This is a genomic window from Massilia polaris, from assembly GCF_012927275.1.
GTDB lineage: Bacteria > Pseudomonadota > Gammaproteobacteria > Burkholderiales > Burkholderiaceae_D > Telluria_A > Telluria_A polaris.
Genome location: NZ_JABBGG010000011.1, coordinates 60,259 through 74,586, shown reverse-complemented (window position 1 = coordinate 74,586; position 14,328 = coordinate 60,259). Strand labels below are relative to the sequence as shown.

16 protein-coding genes are annotated in these 14,328 nt (G+C 65.0%); 5 read left to right on the top strand and 11 right to left on the bottom strand.

Annotated elements, in window-relative coordinates:
• Nucleotides 1-31 precede the first annotated feature (31 nt).
• The 5 genes from HHL21_RS17835 to HHL21_RS17815 all read right to left on the bottom strand — a co-directional run bounded on the left by HHL21_RS17835 (nucleotide 32) and on the right by HHL21_RS17815 (nucleotide 6,200).
• Nucleotides 32-1,813 (bottom strand): glycoside hydrolase family 2 protein, encoded by a 1,782-nt coding sequence (locus tag HHL21_RS17835; RefSeq protein WP_169468365.1) that lies wholly within the window; start codon nucleotides 1,811-1,813, stop codon nucleotides 32-34.
• Nucleotides 1,810-2,940 carry a galactokinase gene (galK, locus tag HHL21_RS17830; RefSeq protein WP_229496562.1) on the bottom strand — a complete coding sequence of 377 codons (1,131 nt, stop codon included), beginning with the start codon at nucleotides 2,938-2,940 and terminating at the stop codon, nucleotides 1,810-1,812. The genes HHL21_RS17835 and galK overlap by 4 nt, the downstream gene beginning before the upstream one ends.
• 2 nt (nucleotides 2,941-2,942) lie before the next feature.
• Complete coding sequence (galT, locus tag HHL21_RS17825) at nucleotides 2,943-4,043, bottom strand: galactose-1-phosphate uridylyltransferase (RefSeq protein ID WP_169468363.1); 1,101 nt, start codon at nucleotides 4,041-4,043, stop codon at nucleotides 2,943-2,945.
• Between the two features lie 157 nt (nucleotides 4,044-4,200).
• Nucleotides 4,201-4,779: a sigma-70 family RNA polymerase sigma factor gene (locus tag HHL21_RS17820; protein WP_169468361.1), complete on the bottom strand. Its 579-nt coding sequence runs from the start codon at nucleotides 4,777-4,779 to the stop codon at nucleotides 4,201-4,203.
• Between the two features lie 131 nt (nucleotides 4,780-4,910).
• Nucleotides 4,911-6,200 (bottom strand): D-amino acid dehydrogenase, encoded by a 1,290-nt coding sequence (locus HHL21_RS17815; RefSeq protein ID WP_169468359.1) that lies wholly within the window; start codon nucleotides 6,198-6,200, stop codon nucleotides 4,911-4,913.
• Nucleotides 6,201-6,308: 108 nt separating this feature from the next.
• Between HHL21_RS17815 and HHL21_RS17810 the strand changes: the two genes are divergently transcribed.
• A complete protein-coding gene (locus HHL21_RS17810; protein ID WP_169468357.1) occupies nucleotides 6,309-6,803 on the top strand; it encodes an Lrp/AsnC ligand binding domain-containing protein in 495 nt (164 codons plus the stop codon).
• A 158-nt stretch (nucleotides 6,804-6,961) separates the two neighbouring features.
• A complete protein-coding gene (locus HHL21_RS17805; protein ID WP_169468355.1) occupies nucleotides 6,962-7,435 on the top strand; it encodes a hypothetical protein in 474 nt (157 codons plus the stop codon).
• 52 nt (nucleotides 7,436-7,487) lie between these two features.
• Here HHL21_RS17805 and HHL21_RS22215 read toward each other — a convergent pair whose 3' ends face one another.
• Nucleotides 7,488-7,658 carry an asparaginase gene (locus HHL21_RS22215; protein ID WP_169468354.1) on the bottom strand — a complete coding sequence of 57 codons (171 nt, stop codon included), beginning with the start codon at nucleotides 7,656-7,658 and terminating at the stop codon, nucleotides 7,488-7,490.
• 136 nt (nucleotides 7,659-7,794) lie between these two features.
• Here HHL21_RS22215 and HHL21_RS17795 point away from each other — a divergent pair, with 136 nt between their 5' ends.
• Nucleotides 7,795-8,190: a hypothetical protein gene (locus HHL21_RS17795; protein WP_169468352.1), complete on the top strand. Its 396-nt coding sequence runs from the start codon at nucleotides 7,795-7,797 to the stop codon at nucleotides 8,188-8,190.
• Nucleotides 8,191-8,415: 225 nt separating this feature from the next.
• On the opposite strand, the gene HHL21_RS17790 is transcribed toward HHL21_RS17795, so the two are convergent.
• Nucleotides 8,416-8,874 carry a cysteine peptidase family C39 domain-containing protein gene (locus HHL21_RS17790; RefSeq protein ID WP_229496560.1) on the bottom strand — a complete coding sequence of 153 codons (459 nt, stop codon included), beginning with the start codon at nucleotides 8,872-8,874 and terminating at the stop codon, nucleotides 8,416-8,418.
• Between the two features lie 94 nt (nucleotides 8,875-8,968).
• Between HHL21_RS17790 and HHL21_RS17785 the strand changes: the two genes are divergently transcribed.
• Both HHL21_RS17785 and HHL21_RS17780 read left to right on the top strand, forming a co-directional pair.
• The gene (locus tag HHL21_RS17785; RefSeq protein WP_169468471.1) at nucleotides 8,969-10,720 is read left to right on the top strand and encodes a glycoside hydrolase family 2 protein; all 1,752 of its coding nucleotides are present in this window, start codon (nucleotides 8,969-8,971) and stop codon (nucleotides 10,718-10,720) included.
• 353 nt (nucleotides 10,721-11,073) lie between these two features.
• A complete protein-coding gene (locus tag HHL21_RS17780; RefSeq protein ID WP_229496558.1) occupies nucleotides 11,074-11,880 on the top strand; it encodes a TraB/GumN family protein in 807 nt (268 codons plus the stop codon).
• Between the two features lie 8 nt (nucleotides 11,881-11,888).
• Here the strand turns inward: HHL21_RS17780 and HHL21_RS17775 are convergent, their stop codons facing one another.
• The 4 genes from HHL21_RS17775 to HHL21_RS17760 all read right to left on the bottom strand — a co-directional run bounded on the left by HHL21_RS17775 (nucleotide 11,889) and on the right by HHL21_RS17760 (nucleotide 14,317).
• Nucleotides 11,889-12,413, bottom strand: a complete 525-nt coding sequence (locus HHL21_RS17775; RefSeq protein WP_169468346.1) for a hypothetical protein — start codon at nucleotides 12,411-12,413, stop codon at nucleotides 11,889-11,891.
• A 160-nt stretch (nucleotides 12,414-12,573) separates the two neighbouring features.
• A complete protein-coding gene (locus HHL21_RS17770; RefSeq protein ID WP_169468344.1) occupies nucleotides 12,574-12,981 on the bottom strand; it encodes a VanZ family protein in 408 nt (135 codons plus the stop codon).
• A 77-nt stretch (nucleotides 12,982-13,058) separates the two neighbouring features.
• Nucleotides 13,059-13,379 (bottom strand): hypothetical protein, encoded by a 321-nt coding sequence (locus HHL21_RS17765; protein ID WP_169468342.1) that lies wholly within the window; start codon nucleotides 13,377-13,379, stop codon nucleotides 13,059-13,061.
• 533 nt (nucleotides 13,380-13,912) lie between these two features.
• Nucleotides 13,913-14,317: a MarR family winged helix-turn-helix transcriptional regulator gene (locus HHL21_RS17760; protein ID WP_169468340.1), complete on the bottom strand. Its 405-nt coding sequence runs from the start codon at nucleotides 14,315-14,317 to the stop codon at nucleotides 13,913-13,915.
• Nucleotides 14,318-14,328 lie beyond the last annotated feature (11 nt).

Below are 14,328 nucleotides of genomic sequence, written 5' to 3'. Positions count from 1 at the left end.
TTCCTTTCGGGCCCCTTGTGGGCATATTTGGTTAGATTCGGGTGACGTCGATACGGGTGCCTCGCGTTGCCGCGCTGATCACTTCGAGCGGTATTTTCGGGGTGCGGTCCGCATACAGGAGGCCATTGGCTTCCTGGAACGTGTCGGCGAACTGGGTATAGCAAAAGCCGCTGAACATGAAGGTCTCGTTAACGACCTTCAGCAAGCTGCCGTACAACTGGGAAAATTCTTCCTCGGTGTGGGCGCGCGAGTAACCCCAGGTGCCGGTTTCCTTCGCCTTCGACTTGTCGAACGCGATGCCGCCGAACTCGGTCAGCACAATCGGCTGGCCGCGGTGCGGGAAGCCATCCAGCGTCAGGATGCGTCCGCCCGGGCGGCGCTGGTCGAACAGCGTGCGCACCGGATCGGCCACTTCGTACTTGGCGCGCAGTTTCTCGGGGTCGCATTCGTAGTCGTGGATGCCGAGGATGTCGGTAGCCGACGCTTCCCAGCCATCGTTGCCGATGACGGGACGGGTCGCATCGAGGGTGCGTGTCAGGTGGTACAGCGCCTCGACCGCGTTGCGGTGGGCCTGGGTCGAGGTCAGGTTCGGCACGCCCCACGATTCGTTGAACGGCACCCATACGATCACGCACGGGTGGCTGTAGTCGCGTTCGATCGCCTCGGTCCATTCGCGCACGATGCGGCTGATCGCGCGCGAGCTGAAGCGGTAGGCCGACGGCATTTCTTCCCACACCAGCAGGCCGAGCTTGTCGGCCCAGTACAAGTAGCGCGGGTCTTCGATTTTCTGGTGCTTGCGCACGCCGTTGAAGCCCATCGCCTTGGCCAGTTCGACGTCGCGCCGGAGCGCCTCGTCGCTTGGCGCGGTCATCAGGGTGTCGGGCCAGTAGCCCTGGTCGAGCACCATCCGAAGCGGGTACGGGCGGCCGTTCAGCATGAAGCGGTCGCGGTTGATATTGACCGAACGCAGCGCGGTGTACGACTTGACCGTGTCGAGCAGCTGCCCGCGGTAGCGCAGCGTCACTTCGGCGTCGAGCAGGGTCGGGCGTTCCGGGCTCCACAGCATTTCGTTGCGCGAGTCGTCGATGCCGGGGTCGGACAGCGCGATCTTGCGGTTCGCTTCCTGGCCCACCAGCTTGTAGATGTCGTCGGCCAGCAGCACCTCGCCGTGCCAGATCTTGACCTCGACCATCAGGTCTTCCTCGAGGTCGCCGGCGGCCAGGATCTCGCAGCCGATCTCGAAGCCGTCGAAGTAGGGCGTCCAGCGCAGCGCGCGGATATAGGTGGCGGCCACGTGCTCGAGCCAGACTGTCTGCCAGATGCCGGTGGTGCGGGGATACCAGATCGAGTGCGGTTCGAGCAGCCAGTCCTGCTTGCCGCGCGGCTTGGCCAGGTCGGCCGGATCGTCGATGACCTGCACCGTCAGCACCTGGGCGCCGCCGTCGCCGCGCAAGGCGGCGCTGATGTCGGTCGAAAACGGCGTGTGGCCGCCCTCGTGCTCGGCGACCAGGATGTCGTTGACCCACACGCGCGCGCTGTAGTCGACCGCGCCGAAGTGCAGCATGACGCGGCCTTCGCCGACGCCCGGGTCGAATTCGCGGCGGTACCAGCACACCTTGTGGAAGCCGGTGTCGCCGATGCCGCTGGCTTTCGCTTCAGGGGCGAACGGTACCTTAATTTGGTGGGTCCACTCGATCGGGTCGGCCGGCAAGTGGTAGCGGTGTTCGTCGTCGAAGGCGAAACTCCAGGTTCCGTTCAAAGAGGTCCAGTTGTCGCGGACCAGCTGCGGTCGCGGATACATGAAATCGGTCATGGGGTCCTCGGGTGTGTTGTAGTTGGCAGCAACAGCGCAGCTTTGCGCCCGCTGGCATTGAAGCGCTCGACAACGCTGGCGCCGGCTTGCGCGCCGCCGCCGGTCCGGCACAAGGCCACCACGGCGCCGCCGAAGCCGGCGCCGGTCAGGCGCGCGCCATGCACGCCGGCGGCCGCGCGCAGCAGCTCGCACAGCTCATCGAGCTCGGGGATCGATACTTCGTAGTCGTCGCGCAGGCTGAAATGCGAGGCGTTCATCAGTTCGCCGAAGCGTTCGGCCGACACGCCCCGGCTCGCTTCCAGCACGCGGTTGTTTTCGCTGACCACGTGGCGCGCGCGCTGGCGCAGCGGCGCCGCGAGCCGCTCGACGTCGGCCACGTCGGCGACGTCGCGCAACGCCGCCACGCCGAGCGCTTTGGCGGCGGCTTCGCATTCGGCGCGGCGCACGTTGTAGGCGCTGGCGGCGAGGGTGCGCGGCATGCCGGAGTCGATGACAAGCAGTTCGCTGCCGGCCGGGATCGGCAGCAGCCGGGCTTCAAGCGTGCGCGCATCGAGGAACAGCATGTGTTCGCTGTCGGCGAGGCTGGATGCCATCTGGTCCATGATGCCGCAGTTGACGCCGGCGTACTGGATCTCGGACTGCTGCGCGATCAGCGCCAGCGAGCGGTCGTCCAGCGCGAAGCCAAGCAGCGCGCGCAAGGTGCGCAGGGTGGCCACTTCAAGCGCGGCGCTGCTGGACAGGCCGGTGCCGAGCGGCAGGTTGGAGGTGACGTGCATGCGCAGCGGCGGAATCGCGAGGCCGCGTTTTTGCAGCAGCCGGATGCAGCCCTCGATGTAGCGCGCGAAGCCTTCCGGCGACGGCTGGTCATGCCCGAAGGTGACCGCGCTGCCCAGGGTGGACGAATAGAACTCGAATTCCGGCTTGTCGTTGCGCGCCGCACTGACGGTGGTGCATTGCGGCGTTGCCACCGGCAGCATGAAACCGTCGTTGTAGTCGGTATGCTCGCCGAGCAGGTTGACGCGGCCCGGCGCGCTTTGCGACACGAACTGCTGTGTGCCGAAGAACGCGGCGGCGTTCATCCCGCGTTCGCGGTTTGGCGGCTCGACGCCGGAAATCGGGTTTGCCATTGTCAGTCCTCCAGCTTCACTTCGACGGCCTGCAGGTCGGCGGCTTTTTCCTCGGGCAGCGCATCCATCGCGAACATGCCCGCGCCCAGCTCGGTGCCGGCCAGGTATTTCAGGCGGTCGCGGGTGCGGTAAGGCGGCGAGAACTGCGCATGCAGCTGGGTGTACGGATGCGGCGCGCCGTCGGTGGGCGCCTGGTACCACGCCATCAGGTAAGGGAAAGGGCGCTGCCACAGGCCTTCGTATTTGGCCAGCACGGTCTTGAGCGCGAGCGCCAGGTCGGCGCGCTGCACCTCGTCGAGCGACGCAAAATCGGGCACATGCGCGATCGGCGTGACCCACACTTCGTACGGATAGCGGGCGCAGGCGGGCACGAAGGCGCAGGCGTGCGGGCCGCGGTAGATGATGCGCACGCCCGCATCGAGTTCGCTTTGAACCATGTCCGGCAGCATGGCGCGGGCGTGTTTTTCAAAATAAGCCCGTTCCTGCGAGAGCATGCGCGCAGGAACCGGGGGGATGAACGGGTAAGCGTAGATCTGACCGTGCGGGTGATGCAGGGTGACACCCACCTCGACACCGCGGTTTTCAAACGGCAGTACATAGTTGATCTTGCCGGTACTGGCCAGGCGCCCGGTGCGGTCGCCCCACACCTGGAACAGCAGCGCGATGCGGCCAAGGCTGAGCGCGCCGAGGGCCGAGGCCGGATCCTGGGTGAACACGACCACTTCGCACTTGCCGGTGGCGGGCGCGGTTTCGACGGTCAGCTCGGGTGGGTCGTGGGCATCGAGCGCGAGCGACGGAAAGCGGTTGTCGAACACGGCAATTTCGTAGTTTCCCGGAGGCAGCTCTGTCGGTGCGGCCGGGTCGGTGGTCACTGCAAGCGGGTTGTACTGCGGTGGCGGCTGGAAGGTGCGGTTCTGGCGGAACGCGGCGTAGGTGATCCATTCGCCGCGCAGCGGGTGCCAGCGCAGGTGCGGATTGGCGTTGGCCGGCTCGGAAAAGGGGCTGGGCGCACTGGCAATGTGAGCGATCGCCGTACGGCTGTACAGCGTGAGCCGGCGGCCATCCGGTTTATCGAGTTCAAGCGTGTAAAAGGGATCGATCATGGCTCACAGCACCGTTACAGAATACAGATGTAACAAGCGTAACATGTGAACGATTTCTCAAAGTTTTCATTTATGCACTGAAACGTTTTTGTTGAGAAAGTTGGCCTTCGCGCTGATATCGTCAGGCAAAGTTATCCAACGTCATTTAACTGGTCCGTTAGTGCGAGCGGAAAATCGGTTCGAGGCGGGTGGCGATGACCAGGCGGGCGTTGGCGATGCGGCTGCGCACGGTGCCGATCGGGCACAGCATGGCGTCGGCGATTTCCTGGTAGCTCAGGCCGTCGACTTCGTGCATGGTGATGGCGGCGCTGTGTTCGGGCGCGAGGCTGGCGACGGCGCGGTCGACGATCTCGGCCAGCTGCTTGCCGTTGAGAATGTCTTCCGGCGTGATGGCGTCGGTCTCGCGCTCGGCGCAGGTGTGGCCTGGATCGGCGCTGTCGGTGCGCTCGTCCATCCGGTGGCGGCGGCCGGTGATGAAGGCGGTGGCGGTGTTGACGGCGATGCGGAACAGCCAGGTGTAGACGGCGGAATCGCCACGGAAGGAAGGGATCGCGCGGTAGGCGCGCACCAGCGTGTCCTGCAGCACATCCTCGGCGTCGGCGCTGTCGTGGACGATCCGCAAGATCAGGCGTAGCAACCGTGGCTGGTAGCGCGCCGCCAACTGGTCGAAGGCGCAACGGTCCCCGTCCTGTACCCGGCTTACCAGTACGTGGTCTGGTTCTCGAAGGCTGCGCATGCGTATTCCCGACATCTGCGCCATCCGGTTCAGACTGGCATCGGGAATCCTACATGGACTTTTGCATACGTGCCGTCCATTTCCTTTCGAAAATTTCGGACGCCACCGCAAACGCGTATCGTCGGATGAAATCAGGCGTTCGCGAGATCCAGCCGGGGAGTGCGTCCGCCGCTGCTGTAACGGCCCACACCCAGGTCTTCGAACGGAATCGCCGGGCGCTTGGCCGACATCAGATCGGCCAGCAACTGCGCCGACCCGCACGACATGGTCCATCCAAGGGTGCCGTGACCGGTATTGATGAACAGGTTCTTGATGCCGGTACGACCAACCACCGGCGTACCATCGGGCGTCATCGGACGCAGGCCGGTCCAGAAGCTGGCCTCGGCAGTATCGCCCGCACCCGGGAACAGGTCATTGACCACCATCTCCAGCGTCTCGCGGCGGCGCGGGTTCAGGCGCAGGTCGAAGCCGGCGATTTCCGCCATGCCGCCCACGCGGATACGGTCTTCGAAACGGGTCACCGCGATCTTGTAGGTTTCGTCGAGGATGGTCGATACCGGCGCCAGCGCGGCGTCCACGATCGGCACGGTGATCGAGTAACCCTTCAGCGGATACACCGGGATGTCGACGATCGGCTTGAGCAGCTCGGTCGAATAGGCGCCCAGTGCCACCACATAGCTGTCGGCCTGCACCAGCTCATCGCCGCAATGCACGCCGGAAATCGCGTTGCCGGAAATCGCCAGGCGGTCGATCGGCGTGTTGTAGCGGAACTTGACGCCGAGCGCTTCGGCCATCGCGGCCAGGCGCGCGGTGAACAGCTGGCAGTCGCCGGTTTCGTCGTTCGGCAGGCGCAGCGCGCCGACCAGCTTGTCGCCGGCATTGGCCAGCGCAGGCTCACCCTGTGCGAGCTGGTCGCGGGTCAGCAGCTGGAACGGAACACCCGATTCCTTCAGCACGTCGATGTCCTGGGCGGCGCTGTCGAACTGCTGCTGGGTGCGGAACAGCTGCATGGTGCCCTGCTGGCGGCTTTCGTAGCGGATGCCCGCTTCTTCGCGCAGTTCGCGGAAGCAGTCGCGGCTGTACTCGGCCAGGCGCACCATGCGTTCCTTGTTGACGCTGTAGCGGTCGGCCGTGCAGTTGCGCAGCATTTCCCACATCCATTTGAGCTGGAAGGTGGTGCCGTCCGGGGTGATCGACAGCGGCGCGTGGCGCTGCAGCATCCATTTCATGGCCTTGAGGGGAATGCCGGGCGCGGCCCATGGCGAGGCGTAGCCGGGCGAGATCTGGCCGGCATTGGCAAAGCTGGTCTCGAGCGCAGGGCCGGGCTGGCGATCGATCACCGTGACCTCATGGCCGGCCTTGGCCAGGTAGTAGGCGCTGGTTACGCCGATAACGCCACTGCCCAGGATCACGATGCGCATTTGCCACTCCGCTTTTAGAATTAGATGGATTTTCCAGAATTGCCGCTATAGTATTTGCTTGTAGCTAGTGTTTGTTCACGTTTTGCGGCGCAAATTCAGCGGAAATTCATGAGAATCCAAAAACAATCGAACCGCATGCTCGACAAGCTCGACCGTCACATCCTGAAGATACTGCAGCAGGAGGGCCGCATCTCGATGAAGGACCTGGGCGAGCGGGTCGGCCTGTCGGTGACGCCGTGCATCGAGCGGGTCAAGCGCATGGAGCGCGACGGCATCATCAGCGGCTACCACGCCAAGGTCGACGCCGCCGCGCTGGGCGCGAAGCTGCTGGTGTTCGTGGAAATTACGCTGAACCAGAAATCGGCCTCGGCCTTCGAGCAGTTCCGCCGCGAAGTGCTGCGTATCCCGCAGGTGCAGGAATGCCACCTGGTGTCGGGCGACTTCGATTACCTGATCAAGGCGCGCATCCATGAGATGGCCGAGTACCGCAAGCTGCTCGGCGACATGCTGCTGCAGCTGCCCGGCGCGGCGCAGTCGAAAAGCTATGTGGTGATGGAAGAAATCAAGGAAACCCTGGTGCTGCCGACCGACGCGCTGCCCTGAGCCCTTTTTTCTGCCCCCCGTTTTTACCGTTCATGCGCGCGTTTTCGCCTTCTGCCCCGCGCTTTATGCCTTCAGTCCCAAATCGCTGGCGATGCAAGCGCCGCTTGCCTACACTGGATTCCAGTCGCCGTGCATATTAAGAAAAACATGGCGATCCGATGCAACCCCCGCTGCGCGGCGCCACCACTGGTTTCGCGCGTGTTATCAAACACATTGGATTGGAATTTATCATGCGCACCTCTTTCGCCATTGCCCTCGCGGCAGCCGCTTCTTTCGTCACCTTTTCCCAAGCCGCCGCGCAAGATGCGCAGGCCGCGCCCCAGTCCAGCACCGCCGTGCAGATTTCGGGCGTGTCGCCTGCCCCGTATCGCATGGACAGGGAGGAGGCTGAGGAAGTCAAAGGCATTTACCAGCTGTCAAACGGCAAATACATGCGTGTAGCGACGCGCGGAAATCGCCTTGTTGCCGAGATTGATGGCGAGCGCCGTTCCAACCTGGTGCCGGTCGGACACAAAGTGTTCGTCGCACCGGTCACCGATACGGTCGTGGCGTTCGACGAGCCTGCGGACGGCCGCATGAATGATGTGGTGCTGCGTCCGCGCCGCCAGGCCGGCTACGCGTTCGCCGACTGAAGGCGGAACACCGGGCGGATGTCGCCGACCACCGTATCGCGCACGTTCCTGATCAAGGGCTGGCGACACGGTTCGAGGGTGGCGCGCTTGCGTGCTCGAGCAGCCCAAGCTGCTCGAGCACGCTGATCGTGGCCGTGTGCAGCGCGCGCGTGGCGCCGTCGGCAATCTTGACCGCGATGCCGATCCCCGCGGGCGCCGAGCAGCCATCGATGCCGGTCGGCACGTTCCCCGCACCGGCCTGGGCGGCCAGCGTCGCGCTGGCGCCGGCCGTCTTCCTTGCCTACACTGAATAGAGTCGCCATGCGACCGCATGCTGTATCCAACGCACGGCCTGACGACCGTTTCGACAGGAGATGATCATGCGTACCTTCCAACTCATTGCCGCGCTTGCGGCCGCCGCTGCCCTGGCGGGGCCCGGATATGCATCGGCTCAGTCAGGCACCGACACGCCCGCCCTCGACACCAGCACGACAGTCCGCGTTCCCGCACCGGTAGAACGCTACCAGCTGCCGCCGCGCGACTTCAAGTACTACAAGGGTAACTACCGGCTATCGAATGGCAAATACATGTGGGTGTCCGATCTCGGCCGGCGCTATTTCGCGCAGGTCGACGGCGAGCGCAGGGTGGAACTGATTCCGGTTGGGTACAACGTGTTTGTCGTGCGCGACAGCGACCGGATCGTGATGTTCGACCAGGACCACAACGGCGAGCACAACGATGTGCTGATCCGGTCGCGCGCGCGCGTGGCGGGCTGACGCTTGTCCGTCAGGGGGGAATGCGCACCGCTGCCTTCCGGTTCAGTGCGGGCCCGCGGCCCGCGCGAGGGCGTCGCCCAGGCTGTTCTGGATCACCATTCCTCCGAGTGTCTGCGCGGACATGGCTGCAACGTAAATTGGCAGGGCCGTTCTGCACCAGCCGGACCTCCGACAGGGCCTGGCTGGCTTGTTGCGCCTGCTCGGCGCTGAGCAGGGTGATATCGGTCAACTGCAGGCTGGTGCGCGCGACCACGTCGCCATTGATCGACACTTCGCGTTCAATGCCCAGCATCCCTTGCAAGCCGTGACGGCGGCCAGCGAGCTGCGGTTGATGCCCTCGCCCAGCGGAGCGCCTGGCGCCGCGCGCCAGTCGGCGGCGCTGTTGACCGCGGGCGCCGCGTTGCTGCCGTGGATGACGAACAGCAGGCGGTTGCTCCAGATCGCTTCGAACGCGGCCTGGGTCAGCATGCGCGTGCCGCTGGACGGGTCGCCGATCAGCACGCGCGCGCCGCTCACGCCCTTGATCACGACGAAGTGCTTGTAGCCCTTGTCCGATACCAGCACGATGGCCGGCACCTGGGAATCGAGCAGTTTTTGCAACGGCAGCTGGCCCGGCCGGCTAGCGGGTGCCTCGCGCAGCGCACGGCAGCGCAAAAAAATGCGGCGCGGCGAGATGCGGCGCATACAATAAATACTGGCGCGACGCCTTGCGCGTGCCGCGGCCGTCCGCATGGAATCCCGCCGGCCAGGCATCGAGTGGATCGAGTGGAGGATGACGATGGGCGAATTTGGGTACCCGCGACCGCAGCTTGTCCGCGAGCAGTGGACCAGCCTCAACGGGCCGTGGCGCTTCCTGTTCGATGACCAGCGGCGCTACCACTGGCCTGGCGGCGGGTTCGCATGGACGCACCAGATCACGGTGCCGTTCGCGCCGGAATCGGCCGCCAGCGGCGTGTGCGACGCCGGCTTCCACCGTCACTGCTGGTACGAGCGCGACTTTGACTGGCGCCGCGGCGAGGGCAGCACCATCCTGCATTTCGGCGCGGTCGACTACAAGGCGCGGGTATGGATCAATCAGCAACTGGTGGCCGAGCATGAGGGCGGCCACACGCCGTTCTGCGCCGACATCACGGCGGCGCTGCGGCCGGAGGGCAGGCAGACCGTCACGGTGCAGGTCGAAGACGACCCGCACGACCTCGCCAAGCCGCGCGGCAAGCAGGACTGGCGGCTCGAGCCGCATGCGATCTGGTATCCGCGCACCACCGGCATCTGGCAGACCGTCTGGCTGGAGCAGGTGGCCAGGACCTACATCAAGAGCCTGCGCTGGACGCCGATTTTCGAGAACTACGAAATCGGCTGCGAGGTGCTGGCGTGCGGCGAGGCGCTGGACGACCTGTTCGTCGAGGCGCGCATCTGGCACAGGGGACAGCTGCTGGCGGACGACAATTACAAGCTGCTGGAAAACGAAGCCAGCCGCAAGATCGCGCTCTCGGATCCCGGCATCGACGACTCGCGCAATGAATTGCTGTGGAGTCCGGAGCGCCCGATCCTGCTCAACGCGGAGGTGACGCTGCGCCACCGCGGCAAGGTGCTGGACCGGGTCAGCTCGTACACCGCGCTGCGTTCGGTCAGCATCAGCCGCGACCGCTTCATGCTGAACGGCCGCGCCTATCCGCTGCGGATGGTGCTCGACCAGGGCTACTGGCCGCGGACCCTGCTGACGCCGCCTTGCGACGACGCCCTGAAACGTGACGTCGAACTGGCCAGGGCGATGGGCTTCAACGGGGTGCGCAAGCACCAGAAGATCGAAGACCCGCGCTACCTGTACTGGGCCGACAGGCTCGGCCTGCTGGTGTGGGAGGAAATGCCCTCGGCCTACCGCTTCAGCGCACGGGCGATCAGCCGCATGGTGCGCGAGTGGACCGAGGCGATCCAGCGCGACTACAGCCACCCGTGCGTGATCGTATGGGTGCCGTTCAACGAATCGTGGGGCGTGCCAAACCTGACCTCGACCCAGGCCCACCGCAACGCGGTCGAAGCGCTGTACCACCTGACCCGCACGCTCGACGCCACCCGGCCCGTCATCGGCAACGACGGCTGGGAGGCCTCGGCCACCGACATCCTCGGCATCCACGATTCGGACTGCGATCCCGAGCGGCTGCGGGCGCGCTATGCGAGCAACGCCCAGCCAGGCACGCTGGTCGACCTGCGGCGCCCGGGCGGACGCATCCTGACGCTGGATGGTTTTCCGCACCGCGGCCAGCCGATCATGCTGACCCATTGCGGCGGCATCGCATTCGGCGGCACCGGAACGGAAGAGGAATGCGTGGCCAGCCAGGCCCGTTTCGTCGACCTGTACCGGCGCCTGCTGGACGTGGTCGGCGGCAGCGCCATGCTCAGCGGATTCTGCTACACCCAGTTCGCCGACACCTTCCAGGAAACCAACGGCTTGCTGTACGCGGACCGCAGGCCCAAGGTTCCGCTGGAACAGATCCGCGCCGCCACGCTGCACCAGTGCGGAGAACCATAATCAGGCCTGCTTTGTAAAAGCGATAACGCAGTGAAATTTTCCTTGTGTGAAGGTTCCGGGCAGGCATCAGGTGTTCTAAGATATCCGGGCAGTATTCTCTGTGCCTGCCGGAACCCTGGATGTCGAATCAATCACCGCTGCCGCTTTGCCTTGCCCGATTGTTTGCCGGGCTTGCGTTCAGCATCTCCTGTTCAATAACCGCGAGCGCTTCAGATAGCGCACCGGCCACAGCGGCCGAGTTCGCTCCCGGGTCCGGTGTCGCCGTTGCAGGGTCGGTGGCACACAGCGGATTCGCAGCCGCTGGAAACTCTGCCGCACCCATCGATCCCGCGCCTGCCAGACCGCAGGGCGCGTTGTTCCGCATCGCGCGCGACGGCGAAATGGCCTATCTGTTCGGCACCATCCACGTCGGTGCACGCTCGTTCTATCCGCTTGCCCCGCAGGTCAGCCGCGCGCTGGCGGATTCGAGCCAGCTCGTGCTCGAACTGGACACGCGCGCCAACGGCGCCTTCGAACTGGCCGTGCGCAAGCACGCCAGCTACCCGGCCGGCGATCACATCCGCAATCACGTGTCGCCCGATACTTTGCGCCGCCTGACCGCGGCCCTGCACGCCGTCGGCATTCCGCTGTCCGGCGTCGGCCACATGAAGCCGTGGCTGCTGGCGAACATGCTGATCGGGATCGAACTGGAACGCAGCGGCTTCCAGCGCACGCACGGCAACGAATCCTTCCTGCTCGACACGGTGCAGGCGCGCGGCGCCAGGCTCGTCGAACTCGAGAGCGCCGACTACCAGCTGTCGCTGTTCGATACGCTCGGCGACGCCAGCGCCGAAAGCTACCTGCGCGAGGCACTCGACGACCTGTCCAGCGGCATGTCGCTGAAGAAGGCCAGGGCGGTCATCGACGCCTGGCGCTCGGGCGACGCGGACGCATTGGACGCACTGTTGACCGACACCATCGGCGCGGGCACCGTGACATCCGACTTCACCCGCCGCACCCTGCTTGACCGGCGCAACCCCGAAATGGCGCAACGGATCGAGCACATCATGAAGGACGGAAAAGTCAGCTTTGTGGGCGTCGGCCTGCTGCACGTGCTGGGCGCGAACGGCTTGCCGCAACTGCTTTCGCAGCGAGGCTACCAGGTCGAGCGCCTGTACTGAGGCCGCGCCTAGCGGCGCTGGATTTCGCCGCCGCTGAGGTTGACCCGGTCGCCGCTGCGGAAGGTCGGGGCCCATTCCTGCGTGACGACGCGGGTACTGCCGTCGTCCATGCGCAAAGTGACGCGGTAGACGCGCTCGGCGGTGCCGGCGACGGTGCCGCCCACGGCTGCGCCGGCCATCGTGCCCGCCCCGGTGGCGTCGTCCGAACGCGGCACAACTTCAATCATCGTGACCACGCTGTTTGGCGGCGCCGCCGGCATGCCGGTGGCGGTCGAGGCCTGCGCCGGCGCGGTTTGCTGGTCCATGGTGGCAGCGGCGGTGCCGGCCGCCGTGCTGGCGGTGCCTGCGGTGCCGCTGGTGCTCTGGCCGGTGACGGTTTCGCGGGGGGATTGGGTGCCGTAGCTGATGCCGGTGGGTGACTGGTCCGAGGTGGTGCTGGCGGTATCGCTGCTGCGCATTCTGTCCGTGGTACATCCGGCCAGCCCGAGTGCCAGCAACCCGGCCAACAACAGGCTCTGTTCTTTTCGCTTCATGATCGACTCCTTTGGTTGGGTGTTTTCCGTGAGTGCGTGACAATCCCGCGTGCCACTCCGGTCAGAGGCGCTGGCGCGGCCGTCGTTCCAGGCTACACGGTCGTTACGTGACCCAAATCAAACGGTTGAACAGTTCGGTGAATTTTCCGGCCAGAACTCCTTACCGGCCAGGCCCGGCATGACGCGGCTGGCCGGGCAGGAAGGCCCACAGCAGGCCGGCGACCACGATGGCGGCATTGCAATCGACCAGCCAGTCGCTTAGCGCGCCGCGCCGGTAGGGAAGGAAGCTCTGGACCAGCTCGTCGACGGCGCCCATCGCGGCCACGGTCAGCACGGACTTCAGGGCGCGCGCCCGCCCCGTCCCGCTGGTGCCGGTGTAAAGCAGGAAGGTGATGGCGCCATAGGCCAGCGTGTGCAGCACGATGCCGGAAGCGAAGTTGCCGATTTCGGCACGGACGCCGGGAATCGCGCCCATCGCCACGATTGCGGCGTACATGATGAAGGCGCTGCGATAGCGCAAGCGCTGGAATCCGGGGTCGAGGACAAGGCGTGAAAGCAGGGCAGGCATCGGCGTCGTTGGCGTGGAAAGCGGCAACGATACCACGCCGGCCCAGGCTGCTCCGGACGAGACCGGCGCATGGCGGTTCAGATCGTCAGCGCCGGCGTGCCGTCGGGGTAGCAGGCGTCGAAGCAGCTGTCGCAGTTAACGCACAACAGGTGGGCGACGCGGACGGAATGCTGGCGCAACACCAGCCGCAGATGGGTGTTTTCGCACTTCGGGCAGGTTTCACGCACCGGTCCGAAGCTGGCCGCGTCAGGGCCGTCAGCGCCAAGGTGGTCGACAACATCGTCGGGATTCAGTTCGCGCAGGTGCAACTGGTCTTCGTTGGCGGCGTGGTGGTGGCGGCGGCCTGGCGGGAATGCCTGGATTTTGGCGGCGACTGGTTCAAGCAGGTGTTCACTCATAGATCGACTCCGGTGACGTTAGCTGGCGGTACATGCAAACATGGCAAAGGATATTCATCATAGTAGAAAGTCACCTGTCTTCAAGTGCCGGATCAACGTTGAGCTAGATATAGATCAAACTTAGCAGGAATCACCGCGTCAAAAAAAATGCCCGCTTCGCAGCGGGCAAAACCCAAGATCGGGCCAAGAGACGTGAATTCGGAGTGGTGTGCCGCCTTTGAAGGTCGGCACACCTGCCTGCGGTCACGCATATCGGGTGCGTGTACAGCAGATGAAGCAAGTATAGGGGGGCAATGTGACCGTGGTATGACGTGACGCAAACGAACGGCGGTGGCGGCAGAACTTCGCCGAGAGGCGGTGGTCGCCCAGGACTGTGGCATCCGCGTGCAAATCGCGTAAACAAAAAAAAGCCCGCTGATGAAAGCGGGCTTAAAACTATTTTCTTGGAGGAGAATAGTGGAGACAGGTGAGATTATGTTGCGTCGCCACATATACGTCCAATTGTATTTCCAGATACCAGACATACTTTTTTCCTATAACTGCTCGGAAAAGCCCGATCCGGCGCCATCCATCGACCGGAACAGGTCGTCGCGGACGGTGGCGAGCTGGCCGCGCAGGCTGCCGAGGGCGTCGCCGGGACGGCCGCTGGCCGAGACCACCTGCGCCGGAATCGCCTGCGCGGTGATGCGCAGCGAGCGGCCCGCGGCGCTGAGCGAAATGCGCACCTGGCGCTCGTCGTGCAGGTCGCGGTTGCGCGCCACCAGCCCGTTCGCCTCCAGCCGCTTGAGCAGCGGGGGCAGGGTGCCCGAGTCGAGGAACAGGCGCGTGCCGATGTCCTTGACCAGGATGCCGTCCTGTGCCCACAGCACCAGCATGACCAGGTATTGCGGGTAGGTCAGCCCAAGCCGGTCGAGCATCGGCTTGTAGGTCTTGGTCATCGCATGCGATG